This window comes from Bacillus sp. 491mf (genome assembly GCF_900112415.1).
GTDB lineage: Bacteria > Bacillota > Bacilli > Bacillales > Bacillaceae_G > Bacillus_A.
On record NZ_FOLV01000012.1, the window covers coordinates 17,613 to 35,543 of the forward strand.

Below are 17,931 nucleotides of genomic sequence, written 5' to 3' on the forward strand. Positions count from 1 at the left end.
TCCCTTTGTTTTAAACCTCGCATGTGGCAGGAAAAAGTCCTGACCGCTTCTATACACGGTCAGATGCTCTCGTCCTCCCTAAAGAAATGGGAGGTTTTATGTCGTATTTTTCAACTTATATATTACGTATACCTTTCTTAGATGTAATCTTTTATCCCCTGTTCAAATGCTTTTCTATCATTATTCCTTAACCCAAATAATGCTTCTTGCAAAGCAAACGTACTTCTATAAAAATTCATTCTATCCATCACTTGATTAAAATTTGGATACAGCGATGAAAATCCCTCTAAAAAATGGCTCCCATAGCTAGATAATAATCCTGCAAAATCGTATGCTGGATCACCAATACCCGCCCCGCCAAAGTCAATAATCCCTGAGATTCTCTTCTTCTCACCATCATATAAAATATTTGTCATTCCAAAATCTCCATGAATAAGACATGGCTGAAATGTAAAATGACTGTTATCACTTAAATAAGCTTCAAAAGATTGAGAGACATCTTGCCTTGCACTTTCTTTCATATAAGAAAACAAGTTCTCTTTCAATTGAAAATATAAACTTTCTATTTCACTATATATATCAGCAGTATTTCCTTTTAAAATCGAACTAATTTCCGACACTGGTATACTATGCAATTCTTTCAAAAAATTTGCTAATTGTGCTGCACTTGTACTTTGTTCTTCTTCAGACAACTGAAAAAATGTTGTATTCCAAAATGGCTCCCCATTAATTTTGTGATAACCAGAAAATACTTCCCTAGGCTCCATTGGCTGAAAATGTTGATAGCTTGGACAAGGGATGGAAAGTGAAACATAGTTTTGTATTTTCTCTAACAGCTTTGTCTCAGCAATGAGTTTTGCAATTCCTTCTTTATATTTTGGAAAACGAAATACTATATTTTCATTTACAATTAGTACATCGTTATTTTGACCAATATCATTTACATAGGCAGTCTGCACGTCAAGATTCGGGTAAATCTTTTCCAAGTATTGAACGTACTCATTTTCTCTTACCATTTCTTCACCTTCTTGACTCTAATTGTTGCGGAATTCTACTTTTCTTCCCAATTTATTTACTCTCACGTCTCAAACTCATAACAGTTTGCCTCTCAACAAACCCCATTTCTTTATACAACTCTTTCGCAAAATTCCCTGCAAATACGTTCAAACGAATTTCTGAGTAGCCCAGCTTATCAAGTTCATCAACCGCTGCTCTCATAAGCTGTCGTGAAAGCCCCTGTCCACGATAAGGATGCAACACATACAATTCATAAATAAAACCTATTTCTTCTCCAGAAAAATAGTCCTTATTGCTCCCAATCAATACCCATCCTTTTAAAATATTATCTTGTTTAATAACAAGATAATATGCTCCTTTTTCTAAAAGTGGCATCGTAATTTCTAATACTTTTTCTTGCGTAAACTTACTCTTTTTCATCGTCCCTTCATATAACGACTCAGCCGCATGAGTTAAAATTTTTTCCGCATCACTTTCAGTTGCTCTTTGAATCATAGAAGCTTCTCCCCCCTCTATTAAATATGTAATACCATTCTTAATGTTTTCAGCATATACCCGTCAAAGTCATCTTCAAACGCATCTACCACTGCAAATCCCTTTGCAGTATAAAATGCTTTTCCCGTTTTATTTTCTGATTCTACATTAATATATATCTTCTTAACACCTTCTAATATTGTAATTCCCTTTCGTAATAACGCTGTTCCCATACCATTCCCTTGGTATGCTGGCAATAAGTAAATCGCTCCTAACTCAGCTTCATTTTGATACTTTATTAGCGAAAAATTAGCAAATCCGACAACTTTTCCATCTACTTCACCTACAAATAAATGTGACTGTTGTAAACGATGCTTCATCATGTCATGAGAATAAGCATGCTCTATAAATTTCTCTTGTACTGCTACCGGAATAATGTCTTTATATGTATCGTTCCAAGAAGTCTTGGCCACATATTGTACAGACGGAATATCCTCCTCTTTCATCTCACGAATCACAAAATCCATAGAGATTCCTCCTACTTCTTTTTATACATCTTCCAAATCATTCATCAAGAGATCTAATAACTGGGTACAAATGACTTATCTCTTCGCTATTTTCATCTCTTCCCATTCCTCACGAATCATTCCCATCCGAATTGAATCATAATACTCGCCATTATAATAACGGCATTTTCTCATTCTTCCTTCTAACTGCATACCGAGTTTCTCAGCTACTTTCATCATACGGCTATTTCCTGACCATGTTGTCAAACCGATCCTTCCAATCGTCATATGCTGGAATAGAAAGTCAATATACATACGTAAAGCTTCTGTACCATACCCTCCATTCCAATATGCAGGATTGTAAATCGTAATCCCAATTTCTAACCAACGTGACGGCTCATGTTCCCAGTAATACGTTACAATTCCGATAATTTTACCATCTTTTTCAATAAGAAACTTTGAATATGGATCTTTCATTAATTTAGAACGTAGTCCTTCTTGAAAAACAGCAAACTCTTGTCTTACGAACGGAAAATACGGTGCATCCCATTTTTTCCACTCCGGATTCTCTTCTTTATAAACTTCCTGCCATAGTGGGTACAGATCCTTGTCTTCTATAGCTCGAACAACTATTTTTTCGCCTTTTAAATACATTTGTGTCATAGAATCCTCCTAAAAGTACTTTCTTGTCTTTTAAATAAACTAAATAACCACTATATTTTTTACTAGTTTTATTTATTATAATATTTTTTCTGAAAAATCAAAACAAATAGTCGATTATTTTGTATAATATTGTAAAAATGGGTTTTTGGAGGGATTTTATGTTAAGGAAACTATGGAAATCTTCTATGCAACTACTAACTGTTTTTATTACATTACTTATTCTATTAAACATCCCATCTCTATTTATAAACGAAAGCAGAAATATTTCATTTCAACCAAGCCAATTCATACAAGCCATCGCTAAAATGGGAAAACAAATTTTTTCTTTACACTCGCTTACTTTTCAAATTCCTACACCTACAGGTAACTTTAAAACCGTTCCCTTGTTTCCTAGTGTATTAGAACCATACATGTATTCATTTACCATTTTATTTGCTGCCCTATTTCTTTCTTTATTTGTTGCAATAAGTATTGCTTATTTCTATTTTTTATCATCAAAGCGGTTTAAAAATATGATACAGCGAACTGTTTTCGTATTGGAAGCCATCCCTGATGTAATGATTATGCTCTGTATACAAATGTTTTTTATTTGGTATTTTCGTCAAACAGGTGAATTACCTGTACATATTATGACATTCAATGAAAAAAAAGCCTACATTCTCCCTATTCTTTGTTTGTCGATACTCCCTACAATTCAAATGTTTCGAATGATGATATTGTACATAGAGGAAGAGCGTATAAAACCGTATGTTGAAGTTGCCTACGGGAAGGGCCTTTCATCAAGTTATATCATCCGTAAACATTTATTTAAGAATATTTTCATTCACCTATTCCATCATTCAAAAATGATTTTTGTCTTTTTACTTTCCAATTTATTTGTACTAGAATGCGTGTTTCACATGTCAGGTATTATTCAATTCCTTATTCTCACAAATCATTTTTCAACATCCATTACATTTATTGTCCTGTTAATGATGGTCATGCCTTTTTACCTGTTGTTTCAAATTTGTTCTTATTTTATGAAAAGATGGCAAACACAAATGAATGGAGAGATTATATGAAGGCTATTTGGAAATCAAAACGCTTTGTTATCGGATTAACATATATTGTTATACTTGTCATCGCTAGTTTTATTTACGGTTTTTACTTCAAAGAAGACACTTTAAAGCCAATGAGATTGTTATACGATGAGAATGGAGAGTTAATTGCCGCTTCACCATTTTCGCCAACACAAATGCCTCCGCTTGGTTCGGATCGCTTCGGGGAATCTATCTTCTTTCAAATATTAGATGGGGCAAAATTCACAATTTTATTTGCGATTGGAATAAGTTTATTACGTGTTTTTCTTGGTGCAATACTTGGTGTGTTATTAAGCTTATATGTTACGCGATTAAAATCTTTTGTAAAAACATGTACAGAAGTATTTTATTATTTACCAACCGTTTTCGTTGCATATTTATTAATGCGACCTATGAACAAAATGTTTTTTTCTAACTTAGATAATAAGCTAGAAGTGAATTTTTCTCTTCTAACTTATCAAGCCATCGTTCTCGTCCTTGTTGTTTTGCCAACTATAACAACATATGTATCTTCTGAAATTGATGAATTTATGAAGCAAGAGTATATTTTAAGTTCACAACTATTGGGGGCTAGTCGCCTATATATTGTTCGTACGCATTTACGCGTATTATTAAAAGATCGCCTTTTCTTATTATTTATGCAGCACATTGTGCAAACACTTCTATTAATTATGCACCTTGCGTTAGTACGTCAATTTATTGGAGGGGTACAAAGGAAAAGTGCAGATTTTGGAGAAGATAAATTTATTTCACTTTCTAATGACTGGGCAGGACTAATCGGCCTCAACTATTTTGAACTAAATGTATCTATGTGGATTGTTTTTAGCACACTTATTGCTTTATTTTTAACTATTCTTGTCTTAAAACTAATGACAACAGGAGTGCAAGATGCTTTAACAAAACAAAATTATACTATTAAAAAAGTTGAAAGAATAAATGAAACATCTGAATACAAAAAGGATAATTACTCCTTCACCTTCGCTAACAAACCAGAACCCCCTCATCGGTCTCCTTTAAATATGTAGAATGGAGGAATTTCTACGAAAAATAAATTGAGCTTAATTTTGCTTTGAAACATCATTCTATACTTTTTCTTACCAGCTGAAGTCGTAACAAAGTGGGATTTCAATGGAAATCCCACTTTTACTTTAACGAAAGGAACACATGTAACAATTGCTATTACTTTATCATACTTTGTCGCCTCTATCTCTTTTAAAATGGACAGATCATGTAAACAAGCTAACTCTATATATATTTATATATTCCTATCTTTTTTTATTCCTTTTATATCTGTACAAGTTAAAAAACGACGTAAAAACCACTTTCTTTTTAAGAGAAGACGAGAGCAATTGGCTGTACGTAGAAGCGGTCAGGTCATTTTTCTGCCACATGCAAGGTTTAACAAACGTATTTTGCATAACAGTGATTTATATGCCTAAAATTAAAATAGATTTATAAAGATATAACCATATTTATATTTTTCTCCCTTTCTCAAAAACATAAAAGAGGATATTCAAAAAGTTCCACTTTTTGAATATCCTCTTTTATATCTTTCTATATTCCCTTATGAAATGCATAACTCACCTTTTCATACCCCTCCCGTTCATAAAAACGGTGCGCATCTATTCTTGGAAACGCTGAAGTTAATACGGCACAAGTACAATCATTCTCTTTTCCCCATCCTTCAATATATGATAGCAATGTCTCTCCGTATCCTTTCGAGCGATGTGCTCCTGCTGTAACAAGATCATATATAAAAACATGTTTCTTATTATAAAAATTTGTACAAATTGCCACTCCCGCTAAACTCACTACTTCTCTCTCACTATTATACAAAGCAAATAGACGATAATTTTCTTTTTTCATTTTCCCCAAAAGAGACAGCGCCTCTTCTCTAGAGAGTTTAGTGCGCAGCTGCTGCAACACCGGTAAAACCTCACAAAATTCACGCTCTGTTTTTACCTCTTGTATATGTGTATTCATATTCTTTCCCTCCAACTATTTATCAACAATTCAAAATGTTTTATTATTATTATTATAAGAATCATATGCCCCTTTTATAAGTGACAGTTTTATTCTTTTTTACAGGGGCAGTTTGAGAGGTTGATAACGATGGAGCTTACCATCCCATTAGACTCAAAAAGTAAAATACCTATTTACATACAAATTTATAACTATATGAAAAAAGAAATCTTACAAGGAAGGATCAAAGTCGGTAGCCGCCTACCATCTCATCGGAATTTATCTTTGCAGCTTAATGTAAGCCGTAATACAGTGGAATATGCATATCAACAGCTAATAGCTGAAGGATATGTAGAGAGTAAACATAGACGTGGTTTATTTGTAGCAAGTATAGATTACGATATGATTCGAACAGCAAATAATAAAAATATAGGAAATAGAAAGCAATCTATTCAGGAGAATTTCCGTTTCGACTTCAGTCATGGAAGCATTGATACCTCATCTTTTCCATTGTCAAATTGGAAAAAGATGACAAATCATTGTCTCTTAGAGTATGAAAAGGAATTATTTACAAAAGAAGACCCTCAAGGTGAATGGCAACTACGTTCGGAAATTTCTCGTTATCTCTATCAAGCACGCGGTGTTCAGTCTACTCCAGAACAAATTATTATTGGAGCGGGTACACAGCCACTTCTTTGGTTACTTTTGCAATTACTTGGTTATGAGAACAGCTATGCAATGGAAAATCCCGGCTTCCACCGCGTAAGAGCTATCATGCAAAGCTGCGGCTTACATATACAGCCCATTTCTCTAGATGAAAAAGGAATTCATATTTCTTCTTTATATGAAAGTGGCGCTACTGTCGCATATGTAACACCATCTCATCAGTTTCCATTTGGAATGATTATGCCACTTTCCCGCCGAATGGAACTACTAAAGTGGGCTAACGACAATAACGGGTACATTATAGAAGATGATTATGACGGGGAATTTCGTTATATCGGAAAACCGATTCCTTCCTTACAAGGATTAGACACTAACGGGCGCGTTATTTATATGGGCACATTTTCAAAATCATTTTTACCTTCATTCCGAATGAGTTATATGGTTCTTCCGCAAACGCTACTAGCAAACTATGAACATGATGGAACCATTTTCAAGCAAACTGTCTCCAAAATTCAGCAACTTACGTTTGCTACATTTATGAAAGAAGGATATTGGGAACGACACTTAAATCGCCTTCGTACTGTATATAAAAAGAAACATCACTTATTCATCCAAACCATTCAACAAGAAATGGGCTCTTCTGTTGATATCATCGGTTCTCAGTCTGGGCTTCATATTGTATTACACGTTCATAACAGGATGAATGAACAAGAGCTTATAAATAAAGCAGCTGAACAAAGCGTGAAAGTGTATCCTTTATCTCCGTACGATATGGTAAATAACCTCCAGGTTGAGTCTTATGTTTTGATGGGATTTGGAGGAATATCGATAACTGACATTCCATGTGCCGTTCAATTATTGAAGAAAGCTTGGTTTTAACAAAAAACTCAAAATAACGTATCCTTCCATATTTTTGGTAGTTGTTATATAATTATTTTAAGTGAATTTTCCGACAAGTAATTATATATATGAAAACAGAAAATCATATCGATACTTATGTCGTTTACTACCTTTTCAGAGGAGCATCAATCTAGTTGGATTACCAATCTTTCTTCTAATTCATACACTAAAAAAGGAGAATATTCTATGCAAATTCAAAACAAATGGAGTAAAAAAGACAGCGATTATATTAGAAAACAACTCATTTCCTTCAATAACTCACAAGTTTCAGAAAGTAAACCATCACCTCTAAAAGATGTCTGTTTAACAGTGAAAAATGATGATGGAGAAATCGGAGCTGGTTTAATCGGTATTATTTTTTGGCAATGCCTACACGTTGATATTTTATGGGTCGGTGATAGCCTGCGTCACCAAGGTTATGGCAGTAAACTTCTATTGGAAGCTGAACGAATAGCGAAAGAAACTGAATGTACGCTCATCAAACTTGATACTTTTAGTTTCCAAGCACCTGAATTTTATAAAAAGCATGGCTATGAAGTATATGGTGTTTTAGAAGATTTTCCAAAAGGACATACTCATTATTACTTACAAAAGAGAATATAAAATAGAAATTTTTAAGCTATACAAAAAGGATAGATAACACAGAGACTATTCTGCATTAACTATCCTTTTCTTTTTTCCCCTATACAGGAGGAAAGTAAGGTATGAATTATTTAAGCATTATTTGTTTCTTAATGGATTTACAATACCAACAATTTTATCATTTTCTTTATAAACACGGGGAATTCTTCGATTTAACATACACGTTACCTCATAGTTAATTGTCCCTAACATATCAGCAACTTCTTCTACTGCAATCTCTTCATTACCTTGCTTACCATAAAAGACAACCTCATCGCCAACATTTACAGGCATTGCTTTCGTTACATCTAACATAAGCTGATCCATACAAACACGGCCAATAATCGGTACTCTCACGCCATTGATTAGCGCATGCCCTTTACTTGACAATTGACGACTAAATCCATCTGCATATCCGATTGGAATCGTAGCAACCCACTCTTCCCCTGTCGCAACATACGTATTGCCGTAGCTTACCCCTTTTCCTTGTTTCGCTCGTTTCACATGAGCTACTTTTGACTTTAATGTTAAAACCGGCTGAAGTGATACTGTCTTATGATTCACTTCTTTCGATGGATACATTCCGTATATCCCAATCCCAACGCGAACCATATTTTGAAATTCATTATTTAGTTCCATTGTTCCCGCACTATTCGAGCTATGAATAAGCGGCAAATGAATTCCCATATCTTTTGCAATATTGACAGATTTCTCAAATGAATTTTTTTGCATCAACGTATATGTTTTATCTACTTCATCAGCTGTAGAATAATGAGTAAACATCCCTTCTACTTCTACATGTTGCATCTTTTTCAATTCTTGAAGAAACGGTACCACTTCTTCTTCTTGTAAACCAATCCGGCTCATACCTGTATCAATTTTAATTTGGATACGTACCCTCTTTTGTAGACGCTCTGCTATACGATCAATATATTTTAAATCTTCAATTCTGTATACAGTCATCATAAGATCGTATTCAATTGCTTCTTCTACAGCATCCTCCGGTGTATACCCTAATATTAAAATCGGTGCTGTTACACCTGCTTCACGAAGTTCAATTCCTTCATCCACAAAAGCAACCGCCAGATGACTTACTCCAACTTCAATTGCAGCCTTCGCAACTTCTACCGCTCCATGTCCATAACCATTTGCTTTTACAGCTGCCATCATTGCAATATTTTCATCGTTTACACGTTTTTTAAATTCTCTCACATTATGTTTTACTGCCTCTAAATTAACTTCAACAATTGTATTTCTTCCGTATCTTGAAATCATTTATTTTAACTCCTAACTCAATAATTCCATTCTATTTATCGTTCAATAGGACCTTTAACACTATAATACTTTTCATTTTCCCAGTCAAACTACTAGAATCTTCAGAATCTTAAGTATGATATAATTTCTTTAAATCCTTATTATAAACATATGCGAGGAGAAATACAATGTTTATTCAAGCTGCACTGCACCAATTAGAAATTGCGATTGATTCTACAATACAGATGTTAGAACAGGTTACTTATGCTGAATTACAACAACGACCGCTCGATAATAAACGCTCGCTCTTTGAAATTTGTACGCATCTATCCCTTATTTGTCATGCTGATTTATTTATTTTAACCGAAGCATCAAAGGAAGAGTTAGATGCATTTTACTTACAACATACACCGCATACGCTTGAAGAGGTGCAACAGACAATGAAAGAAGGTTTCCAGCTTCTTTCTAAAACATTTCAGGCCTATTCATTAACAGAACTTGAAGAAGTCACCCATTCTTACTGGGGCACTTCCTACTCTCGATTTGAGTGGTTACTTGAAATTGTTGCTCATTTTTATCATCATCGCAGTCAATTACATACCTTATTAGCTGAATATGTAAAAGATCCTCAAATTTCTTTGTTCGAATAAGAAATTTGAGGATCTTTTCACTTCTTTTAAAGTATTACTCACGTCATCGACTCCAAAAACAGAAGAGAAATGGCAACCATTTCTCTTCTTCGTTTCTATTGTTCTTTTGTCGTATCTATAGAAGGCAGCTTTTTCTCTTTAAACAACTCTCCAATTGCTCCTAAGCTTCCTAATGTTTCAACAGCATTTGACGGAAGGAATACTTTATTTGCAGGTCCCTTTGCAATCTCCGTTAGAGATTCAAATGACTGGTATGCAAGTACTCGCTCATCAAGTCCTGACTGACGCAACATTTGAATCCGGATTTGTTCTGCTTTTGCAATTTCTTCAATCGCTCTCGCTTCCCCTTGTGCTTCTAATTCTTTCGCTTCTCGTAAACCTTCTGCCTCGCGAATACGCGCTTCTTTATCCCCTTCAGCCATTAAAATTTTACTTTGTTTCTCCCCTTCGGCTCGAAGAACTTTATCTTGTTTTGCTGCCTCAGCTTCAAGAATAATAGCACGTTTATTCCGTTCTGCTTTCATTTGTTTTTCCATTGCTGCTTGTATATCTTTTGGAGGGTTAATATCTACAACTTCAACGCGTTCAATACGAACACCCCATTTTTCTGTTGCTTCATCAAGTGCCAAACGGATTTCTGTTGAAATTTTTTCACGTCCAGATAATGTTTCATCGAGCTCCATTTTCCCGATAATTTGTCGCATTGTTGCAGATGTAATATTACGAACCCCAAATTCATAATTGGAAATACCATATGTCGCTAGCTCTGGGTCTATAACTTGATAGAAAATAATTGTATCAATCTCAACTTGTACGTTATCTTTCGTAATTACTTTTTGCGGTGGGACATTTGTTTGTTGTATACGCAAATCATGATAAAGGCGTACACGATCGATAACTGGGATAATTATGTTTAAACCTGGATGCATAACACGATGAAATTTACCTAAACGCTCTACAACACCTACTCTTTGCTGCGGAATAATTTTAATTGATAATGCGATAAATACAATAACAATTAATGCTAGAATAATTGATAAAGTTAAACCAACCATTATAATTCACACTCCCTTTTCACGTGCACTACTGTGCTGCTTCTCTTTACAACAATAACGCTTTCCCCATCCAAAATTGGTTCGTCTGATACAGCAGTCCACATATCTCCCTCTATTTTTACAATGCCATTCGCTTCATTTGTAATCGCTTGCAAAATAATACCTTTTTTTCCAACAAGCTGATCCACTGCATCAGTATAACCTTTCGCTTCTCGAAAATTTTTAGAAATTCGTTTTGTGAAAAATGTCAAACTAAGACTGACAACAGATGCTATTACAACTTGAAGTAGCAAAGAGTTGGGTATAAATAGTCCGATTAGACCTCCGACCACGGCACCTATTCCAAGCCATAATAAGTAGAACGTTACAGTCAGCATTTCTGCAATAAATAAAAGACCGGCAATAACAAACCAAATCACCCACCCTGTCATGTGCAACCCTCGCTTCCATTCTATTTTTAATATGTATATGAGGGAAAGAGAACTTTATCACGTTGCATACGCAACATTCATTAATAGGTAAAAAATATATTAAAATTATATATTAATATATTCTTTATTATACATGATAAATCCTCTCGAAAAATATAATAATTCCTCTCAAAAAGTGACAAAAAATCAAAATCTTCTCTAAAAAAGAAAATTTCTCATTATAATGTTACACATTATATAAGAATAAAAGAAGGGGATAGATACAAGGTTAATCCAATATCATTTTTTTATTGATGTTTTGGATATCCCTTTGAATATTTTCATTTAAACGGCTAAGCTTATCAGGATTCGCCACCATGTAAATGGAATTGATTTTCCCTTCTTTAAACTCAAATGAAAATACGTAGGCCAGGTAACCGTTAATCATAACAACAATTCCTGGTCCACCAATAATGGCGACATCAAATTTATTCATTTAAATCCCTCCTATTCTTTTCATTAATCAAGACGGATAGAGGGGTTCAATTGTGACAAAAAAATTAATTAATGAAAACCTTTTTTAGCCTAATATACGAACCAGTTTATCTATGGGCTATATTCATTATTGGACATATGGCGGAACAATTCTATGTCACTCAATGATTCCTTAATCCACCTTTTATTCAGATGTTCTATTTCCTTTAGTCAAAAAAACACCCCTTTAGACAAAAATAGCCAAAGGGGTAAAGATTCGCGACTTTTTTCAAAACATCGCTTTCTTGTTTACTCATAAACTTTTTCTTTTATAGCATCGTCATTTCCCTTTACTCTCTCACATTAATGGGCGGTAAGACCCCAATTGATAAGAACCATCTATTAGTGACCCACTAATGGATGATTCACTTTATAGCTTCTTCTAAAGTAAGCTGATTTTCATACAAATAGGCAGCATATGGATTTCCAACATAGCGAACATGCCATGGTTCATACATATACCCTGTTATATCTTCTTTTTCTTTTTCATAACGGATAATAAACCCAAACTTATGGGCATTTTCAGCTAGCCACTTTCCTTCTTTCGTTTTTCCAAAGGAAGAATCTAATTGAAACTTTGCCGATTGTGATGTAATATCAACAGCTAATCCAGTTTGATGTTCACTTGTTCCTGGAATTGCACTAGACATCGCTGTTTTTGCTTCTCCATCTTGTTTTTTATACATCGTATTTAATGCTTTTTGTCTTTCAAATGAACGAAATGCTGAAACAGCAAATAAAATAATATTTTCACGCCTCGCTTGTTGAAACATACGCTCCAATGATAGAGCTGCTTCTTTACGCATTTTCTTTTTTTCATTATTGCCTTCATATAGAAAACGGACTTGGGGTATCACTAAATCTTGCGGCTCATACAAATCAGGTAAGCGCCTTTTCTTATTTACAAGAACAAGCGTTGAATCTGGATTGTTAACAACTGCAAGCCCACCTTCTATTTTTGCAATTGTTTCTTGTACCTTTGGAAAAATAACGTTTCCTTGTGCTTCTATCGCTTGCTTTTCATTATTTTCTATATAATGAAGCACTGTAATTACGCAAATGGCAATCACTATACCAAACAACATCCATTTTTTCTTCATATAACATCCTTTTATTCTAATAATTTTTCCAAACAAAACTTATCAACTTTCGCTTTAACCGTAATAGTTAATTTTAAAACTAATCATATACCATATATTTTTCCCGTTCTCTCATCGATTTAAACATTTCTCTCCCTATTATCAAAACGATTCTAATTCTTTCCTTATCATTTATTCAGACATACAGTTTTACATAATATAATTATGCGTAGAAACTTCTTGATACATGAACATTCGCTACTATTTTTCCAAATTCCTTTTCCATTTTCATAAGATAATGATACAAATTTCGATACAAAACAAACAGCGTAAGCAACGTTTGCTTACGCTTAGCCATTCACCTTTTCAGCCTGCCAGTAATACTCACTAAATGCTTCTGCAAGTGCATCGATACTACGATCGACTTCCTCTTCTGTATTATCAACACCGCCTACTTCAATAAGAATAGCTTGACCGGATAAATCTTGATTGTATACACCATTTCCAGTACTAAAATCTTTTTGAATAACCCCTCGGCTTAATCCAGGATATTTTCCCTTTAATGATTCATGCAGCGCTGTTGCCAATTGCAGGTTTTTCGCATAATTTTTATTTCCCTTACCAATAACAAATGCTAACTTCGCATAGGATTTATCACCAATTGTTTTCGTTGTGACCTCTTTCCGCGCACTATCTCTATGCAAATCAAAAAAGTATTGCAGCTCTCTATTACTTGTCATTGCTTCTTGCACAATTTCACGAGACATTTTATAAGAACTGCGATCATTTAATCCTCGGCTCACTAACATGTTACCAACATCTGTTTGATCATTCGTTGCACCTATTCCATAATTTTCTAGTTTTTCACGAAATCTATCTCCGAATATAGAAATGTTCTTTACTGAACTCGTTGCTTTATTCGAGTTTGGATTATTCGTTAAATTTAACAATGGTAAATATGACTCCCAACTATGCGTATGATAAATAAACGCTACTTTTCGACTTCCTGTCGTTTGGGCTGGCTTCTTTTTTTCTTCATGTGATTCGTTATTTTTAGATTTCCCTTGTTCCCCCGCCCGTTCTTTTACAAGCTCTTCTAAAGGTACACTCGATTCAATAGGTAAATTTGTATAATTTGTTCCTTCTCCAGCAATTACAATTTCCGTATCATATTTCGAAAACCCAGGAAGCTCTAATCCAATTAAACTACGAACATCATCAAGGCGAATATTTGTCGCAGCAGATAAAACAAAAGAAGAAATCGAAAAATCTGTATTTAAATGTCGATATTCTTGTGTAAAATAACGATTTTCTGAGCCAAGTACATACATATAGCCATTCATAGACAGTTCATTTAACCATTTATATAAATACGTTGACTTTGTTTCTTTTAATGATGTTACGATCATACTAACAAATAAAAAAGCTGCCATAATGCCCAATAAAAGTAGAAAAATAAATTTCGGAAGACTTGTCCGTTTCACATAAAAATAGCTTCGATTCATTAAATCACCCTCTCTCTCTAAACATATGTACAAGCTATAGAGAATAGACCAAATGAAATTTGGCAACATTGCTACTGAGGTGAAAAGAATTGAAGCTGATGATTGGAGTGTTTCCTATTGAGTTGTCGTGTATCTTTGTTTTACTTGCGATATATTCAACACTATTTTTACATAAATTGATTAGACTTCCCTCTAGGAATACTTAAACACGTCCATTCTTTTTCCTTCAATAGTTTCCCAATATAAATCATTTGCCCGATATGTGAAGCATAATGGGCAATTTGTCTTTCAATCGCTTGCATCACCGTATGGGGCTCTCGGCGTATATAAACTGTTTTTAGAACATCATTAACTGTAATAGATTCCAACGCCCGAAATACAAATAACCAGCCTTCTTCCCAAGAATATAACAATTCTTCTTTTGAAGCGTATCCACCTTCAAATTCATTATCACGATTCCGATCTTTCTTTTCGCCATCTGTCGTTAGAAAACTTGTCCACCTTGAACGCATATTCCCATATAAGTGTTTTACAAGAATCGCAATACTATTTGCTTCTTCATGAGGAATCCAGCACATTTCTTCATAAGTAAGCTGCGATAACGCCCGATCCCCTTGCCTTTTAATAGCTTGAAAATTTTCTACTGCACACTGTAAATAAGCTTTTGCTATGTCCATTTTTTGTCCCCCTATATTTTAGCTAATCGCTGTCCCATTCGGCACTTCCATACCCGGTTCTAGTAATATAACATCTCCTTTTTCAGGAACACCGCCAAGGACAAGTACTTCAGATTTAAATCCAGCCACTCGTTTAGGCGGAAAATTGACAACCGCAACAACTTGCTTTCCAATAAGTTCTTCCACTGTATATCGTTTCGTAATTTGTGCACTTGATTGTTTCATTCCAAGTTCACCAAAATCAATCTCCAGCTTAATTGCAGGCACCCTGGCTTCTGGAAATATCTCTGCATGATGAATCGTTCCAATACGGATATCTAATTTCATAAAATCTTCAAAAGTAGCCATTTCTATCTCTCTCCTTACTATTCATATATAAATTCATTTTGAGTTATCAACTAAGTCGCTGCTATGTAGAACAAAACTTAACCTGCACTTATTTTAACCTTTGTGTGCGGTAGAAAAAGACCCTAACTGTTTTTATGTGTCCAACTATACCGAAAGAACTTTTTTGCCTTTATTCAATCTATATATTTGACAATCTCTTTCATTTTCCTTTACAAAAAAATGCTTACACATCTTTCTTTCATACTTCCTGTAACACTTTCGAACTATATGTATCCATTTTAATTTTTTGACATATAAATCGTTTCTACGCAGAATACAAAGTTACCGCTACTTGCTTTCTCCCTTTGTTTTAACCTTTCATGTGGCAGAAATAGGTCCTGACCGCTGATATGCATGACTAGATGCTCATATTCTCCCCTAAAAGAAAAGGAATTTTTTCTATTTCATTAACTTATGTATAAATAAAAATCCACCCCTTATTTTCGGGATGGATTTGCCTCTTACTCTACAATCTCCACTTCACGTGAATCTTTCATTTCTTCTACATGTATAACACGGAATCCATGGTCCTCTAAATCTGTTAAAAGTGTTTGTAAGTCTTCTGCCGCAAACTCTTCTCCTAATGTAAACATAATTCTACGTACATATAGTGCCTTGTTATCAAATGTCATTAAACTTTGGATCCCGTTATACTTTTTCAATACAGTTGATAATTTTTGAATAGCACCATTATAATCTTGTGTTCCGATCATAACCGAATATACACTAGAATGAAGACCCCACGCATCTTCTAGTAACTCAAACACTTTTTTATGCGTTAAAATTCCAAGAAAGATTCCATTATCATTCACAACAGAAATATATGGTAACTCCTTAATTGTAAAGAAAACTTTAAAGAATGAAGAGTCTTCTTTTACGTAGCCATCTTTATTGCGCAATAATTCTTTGACATTATTGTCTAAAGAACCTTTGTATTCTAAAACATCTACTTTGTAAATATTCCCCAAAAACATTTCTTCTTTTTCATCTAGAACCGGGACACATCGGTATCCCGTTTTATTCAAATGATCTAATGCTTCTTGTAACGTGAATGTTTCCTTACAAAATAATACCTCTTTTTTTAAAACATAGTTTCCCTTTACTCTCATAAAAATCCCCCTTATGTTAAAATAATTTCTGTGACATAAATATATAATATTTTTAGAAAAAAATAAACGAATTTATTTAATTCTTCTGAATTCTGTTTATTATTCGTCACAAATTCTTCTTATACCTTTCGTTTTTTCAACAAATATCAAAGGAAAATATTCTATAAAAATTTTCTTTCCTACCTAAAAGAGATTGTATATTCGAAAAAAAAACGTTACAATAATAGAAATAATTTTCAGAATATTATAAGGTAAGGTGGTGTGTATGACAACTTCTATTATTTCTTATGTATATCGTTGTCTTTTTGGGATTATAGTTATTATTCTTATTAGTCCAATTCCTTCCGTTTTTCTAAACAGTGAACAATCCTACTCTGAAGCATTACATACAATGATTAATCAGTTGATGCATTTTCGCTCCATCACGATTCCAATAACGGATTGGATTCATGAACCATTCTTTTTCTTTTCTTACTATCCAGAAAATATAACAAAATCATTTCATTCAACTGGATTGTTCCCATACATATGGAAATTATATTTTTTATCTATGATACGACTCTTCTTTTCACTTACTGTTGGATTTTTCATCAGTCTTGGAATTGGTCAATTTTTCACTAAATTATCTTCTAAAAATAGAAAACATTTTTTAGTATTACGTTGGGTTCCCTTTTCATTTGGAACTGTTTCACTTCAATGTAGTGTCATTATTCTCTATCTATTCCTAACATCATACATACCCTTTCCATACTTTTCTTCTCTTTTAATTATTTGGAGTACGTCCATGGTCATTATTATCCAAGCCATTAAAAAATGGATTCCTTTCTTACATACAGCCCAAAAAACAACACATATACATGATTCAGCTTTTCTTAGTAATACACTGTTTGTTTCTCTACTTGCCAGTCATAAATCTATCATTGGATCCATATTAATTTCCTTTACATATATGGAATGTATTTTTCATGTAAATGGATTATTTCAATTTATTGTACAATACTGCGTTACTTCCCCTATACTTGTTACAATAGGCCTTTTATTACTTTATATCCCATACATGCTGCTTTCCCTTTTGCAAATATTATGGAAAAGAAATCGTTATACCGAGCACATTCATAGCCTATCTCGCACAACAATAAAGTGAAACTTTTCTTCAAACGATTCATTAGTTATCCGATTGAGGTCCTTATTAGCGATTCCATTTTTTAAAATCGCAATAAGGACCAATAAATCAAACCTTTTATCAGCTCTTTGCTCCCCCTTATAACTGTTTTTTACTAAAATATTACTTTTTCTTTACATTCTTTGACTATTCTTTCCTTTTCCATATATTATTAAAGTAATACTTTTATTCAGGAGGTGACATCTTTATTCTAATTTTAG

At 33.8% G+C, this 17,931-nt stretch carries 21 protein-coding genes; 6 read left to right on the forward strand and 15 right to left on the reverse strand.

The features are described 5' to 3' along the window. Nucleotides 1-137: 137 nt before the first annotated feature. From BM211_RS13255 to BM211_RS13270, 4 genes are all read right to left on the reverse strand, one after another. Nucleotides 138-1,016, reverse strand: coding sequence for a phosphotransferase family protein (locus BM211_RS13255; protein WP_090997909.1), 879 nt, complete (start codon nucleotides 1,014-1,016; stop codon nucleotides 138-140). A 52-nt stretch (nucleotides 1,017-1,068) separates the two neighbouring features. Beyond that, entirely contained in the window at nucleotides 1,069-1,512 is a 444-nt protein-coding gene (locus BM211_RS13260) for a GNAT family N-acetyltransferase (protein ID WP_035438081.1), read from the reverse strand. A 20-nt stretch (nucleotides 1,513-1,532) separates the two neighbouring features. Further along, the gene (locus BM211_RS13265) at nucleotides 1,533-2,018 is read right to left on the reverse strand and encodes a GNAT family N-acetyltransferase (protein ID WP_090997912.1); all 486 of its coding nucleotides are present in this window, start codon (nucleotides 2,016-2,018) and stop codon (nucleotides 1,533-1,535) included. A gap of 75 nt (nucleotides 2,019-2,093) precedes the next feature. After that, nucleotides 2,094-2,660 (reverse strand): GNAT family N-acetyltransferase, encoded by a 567-nt coding sequence (locus tag BM211_RS13270; RefSeq protein WP_090997915.1) that lies wholly within the window; start codon nucleotides 2,658-2,660, stop codon nucleotides 2,094-2,096. Nucleotides 2,661-2,818: 158 nt separating this feature from the next. Here BM211_RS13270 and BM211_RS13275 point away from each other — a divergent pair, with 158 nt between their 5' ends. Beyond that, nucleotides 2,819-3,721 (forward strand): ABC transporter permease subunit, encoded by a 903-nt coding sequence (locus BM211_RS13275; RefSeq protein WP_035438089.1) that lies wholly within the window; start codon nucleotides 2,819-2,821, stop codon nucleotides 3,719-3,721. Continuing rightward, the gene (locus BM211_RS13280; RefSeq protein ID WP_035438090.1) at nucleotides 3,718-4,764 is read left to right on the forward strand and encodes an ABC transporter permease subunit; all 1,047 of its coding nucleotides are present in this window, start codon (nucleotides 3,718-3,720) and stop codon (nucleotides 4,762-4,764) included. The genes BM211_RS13275 and BM211_RS13280 overlap by 4 nt, the downstream gene beginning before the upstream one ends. Nucleotides 4,765-5,293: 529 nt before the next feature. Here BM211_RS13280 and BM211_RS13290 read toward each other — a convergent pair. Then, nucleotides 5,294-5,722 (reverse strand): GNAT family N-acetyltransferase, encoded by a 429-nt coding sequence (locus tag BM211_RS13290; protein WP_035438093.1) that lies wholly within the window; start codon nucleotides 5,720-5,722, stop codon nucleotides 5,294-5,296. A 129-nt stretch (nucleotides 5,723-5,851) separates the two neighbouring features. Between BM211_RS13290 and BM211_RS13295 the strand changes: the two genes are divergently transcribed. Together BM211_RS13295 and BM211_RS13300 are read left to right on the forward strand one after the other, a co-directional pair. Beyond that, on the forward strand, nucleotides 5,852-7,246 hold the full coding sequence (locus BM211_RS13295; protein ID WP_090997918.1) for a MocR-like pyridoxine biosynthesis transcription factor PdxR: 1,395 nt from the start codon (nucleotides 5,852-5,854) through the stop codon (nucleotides 7,244-7,246). A 207-nt stretch (nucleotides 7,247-7,453) separates the two neighbouring features. Further along, entirely contained in the window at nucleotides 7,454-7,870 is a 417-nt protein-coding gene (locus tag BM211_RS13300; protein ID WP_090997921.1) for a GNAT family N-acetyltransferase, read from the forward strand. A 117-nt stretch (nucleotides 7,871-7,987) separates the two neighbouring features. Here the strand turns inward: BM211_RS13300 and alr are convergent, their stop codons facing one another. Then, a complete protein-coding gene (gene alr, locus BM211_RS13305; RefSeq protein ID WP_090997925.1) occupies nucleotides 7,988-9,163 on the reverse strand; it encodes an alanine racemase in 1,176 nt (391 codons plus the stop codon). Nucleotides 9,164-9,330: 167 nt separating this feature from the next. On the opposite strand from alr, the gene BM211_RS13310 reads away from it, so the two are divergent. Continuing rightward, a complete protein-coding gene (locus BM211_RS13310) occupies nucleotides 9,331-9,792 on the forward strand; it encodes a DinB family protein (protein WP_035438100.1) in 462 nt (153 codons plus the stop codon). A gap of 95 nt (nucleotides 9,793-9,887) precedes the next feature. Here the strand turns inward: BM211_RS13310 and BM211_RS13315 are convergent, their stop codons facing one another. From BM211_RS13315 to cbpA, 9 genes are all read right to left on the reverse strand, one after another. Then, nucleotides 9,888-10,847: an SPFH domain-containing protein gene (locus BM211_RS13315; protein WP_035438102.1), complete on the reverse strand. Its 960-nt coding sequence runs from the start codon at nucleotides 10,845-10,847 to the stop codon at nucleotides 9,888-9,890. Further along, a complete protein-coding gene (locus BM211_RS13320) occupies nucleotides 10,847-11,278 on the reverse strand; it encodes an NfeD family protein (RefSeq protein ID WP_035438104.1) in 432 nt (143 codons plus the stop codon). The genes BM211_RS13315 and BM211_RS13320 overlap by 1 nt, the downstream gene beginning before the upstream one ends. A 268-nt stretch (nucleotides 11,279-11,546) precedes the next feature. Next, complete coding sequence (locus BM211_RS13325; protein ID WP_035438106.1) at nucleotides 11,547-11,753, reverse strand: hypothetical protein; 207 nt, start codon at nucleotides 11,751-11,753, stop codon at nucleotides 11,547-11,549. A gap of 403 nt (nucleotides 11,754-12,156) precedes the next feature. Next, entirely contained in the window at nucleotides 12,157-12,891 is a 735-nt protein-coding gene (locus BM211_RS13330) for a M15 family metallopeptidase (protein ID WP_035438110.1), read from the reverse strand. Between the two features lie 202 nt (nucleotides 12,892-13,093). Beyond that, the gene (locus tag BM211_RS27130) at nucleotides 13,094-13,228 is read right to left on the reverse strand and encodes a hypothetical protein (RefSeq protein WP_256217104.1); all 135 of its coding nucleotides are present in this window, start codon (nucleotides 13,226-13,228) and stop codon (nucleotides 13,094-13,096) included. Further along, nucleotides 13,221-14,375 carry a stage II sporulation protein P gene (gene spoIIP, locus BM211_RS13335; protein ID WP_090997928.1) on the reverse strand — a complete coding sequence of 385 codons (1,155 nt, stop codon included), beginning with the start codon at nucleotides 14,373-14,375 and terminating at the stop codon, nucleotides 13,221-13,223. Before spoIIP ends, BM211_RS27130 begins: the two co-directional genes overlap by 8 nt. Before the next feature lie 167 nt (nucleotides 14,376-14,542). Further along, a complete protein-coding gene (locus tag BM211_RS13340; protein ID WP_090997932.1) occupies nucleotides 14,543-15,052 on the reverse strand; it encodes a DUF1572 family protein in 510 nt (169 codons plus the stop codon). A gap of 18 nt (nucleotides 15,053-15,070) precedes the next feature. After that, nucleotides 15,071-15,400, reverse strand: a complete 330-nt coding sequence (gene csaA / locus BM211_RS13345) for a chaperone CsaA (protein ID WP_035438117.1) — start codon at nucleotides 15,398-15,400, stop codon at nucleotides 15,071-15,073. A 500-nt stretch (nucleotides 15,401-15,900) separates the two neighbouring features. Continuing rightward, a complete protein-coding gene (gene cbpA, locus BM211_RS13350; RefSeq protein WP_035438119.1) occupies nucleotides 15,901-16,548 on the reverse strand; it encodes a cyclic di-AMP binding protein CbpA in 648 nt (215 codons plus the stop codon). Nucleotides 16,549-16,813: 265 nt separating this feature from the next. Between cbpA and BM211_RS13355 the strand changes: the two genes are divergently transcribed. After that, nucleotides 16,814-17,692 carry a hypothetical protein gene (locus tag BM211_RS13355; protein WP_035438121.1) on the forward strand — a complete coding sequence of 293 codons (879 nt, stop codon included), beginning with the start codon at nucleotides 16,814-16,816 and terminating at the stop codon, nucleotides 17,690-17,692. Nucleotides 17,693-17,931 lie beyond the last annotated feature (239 nt).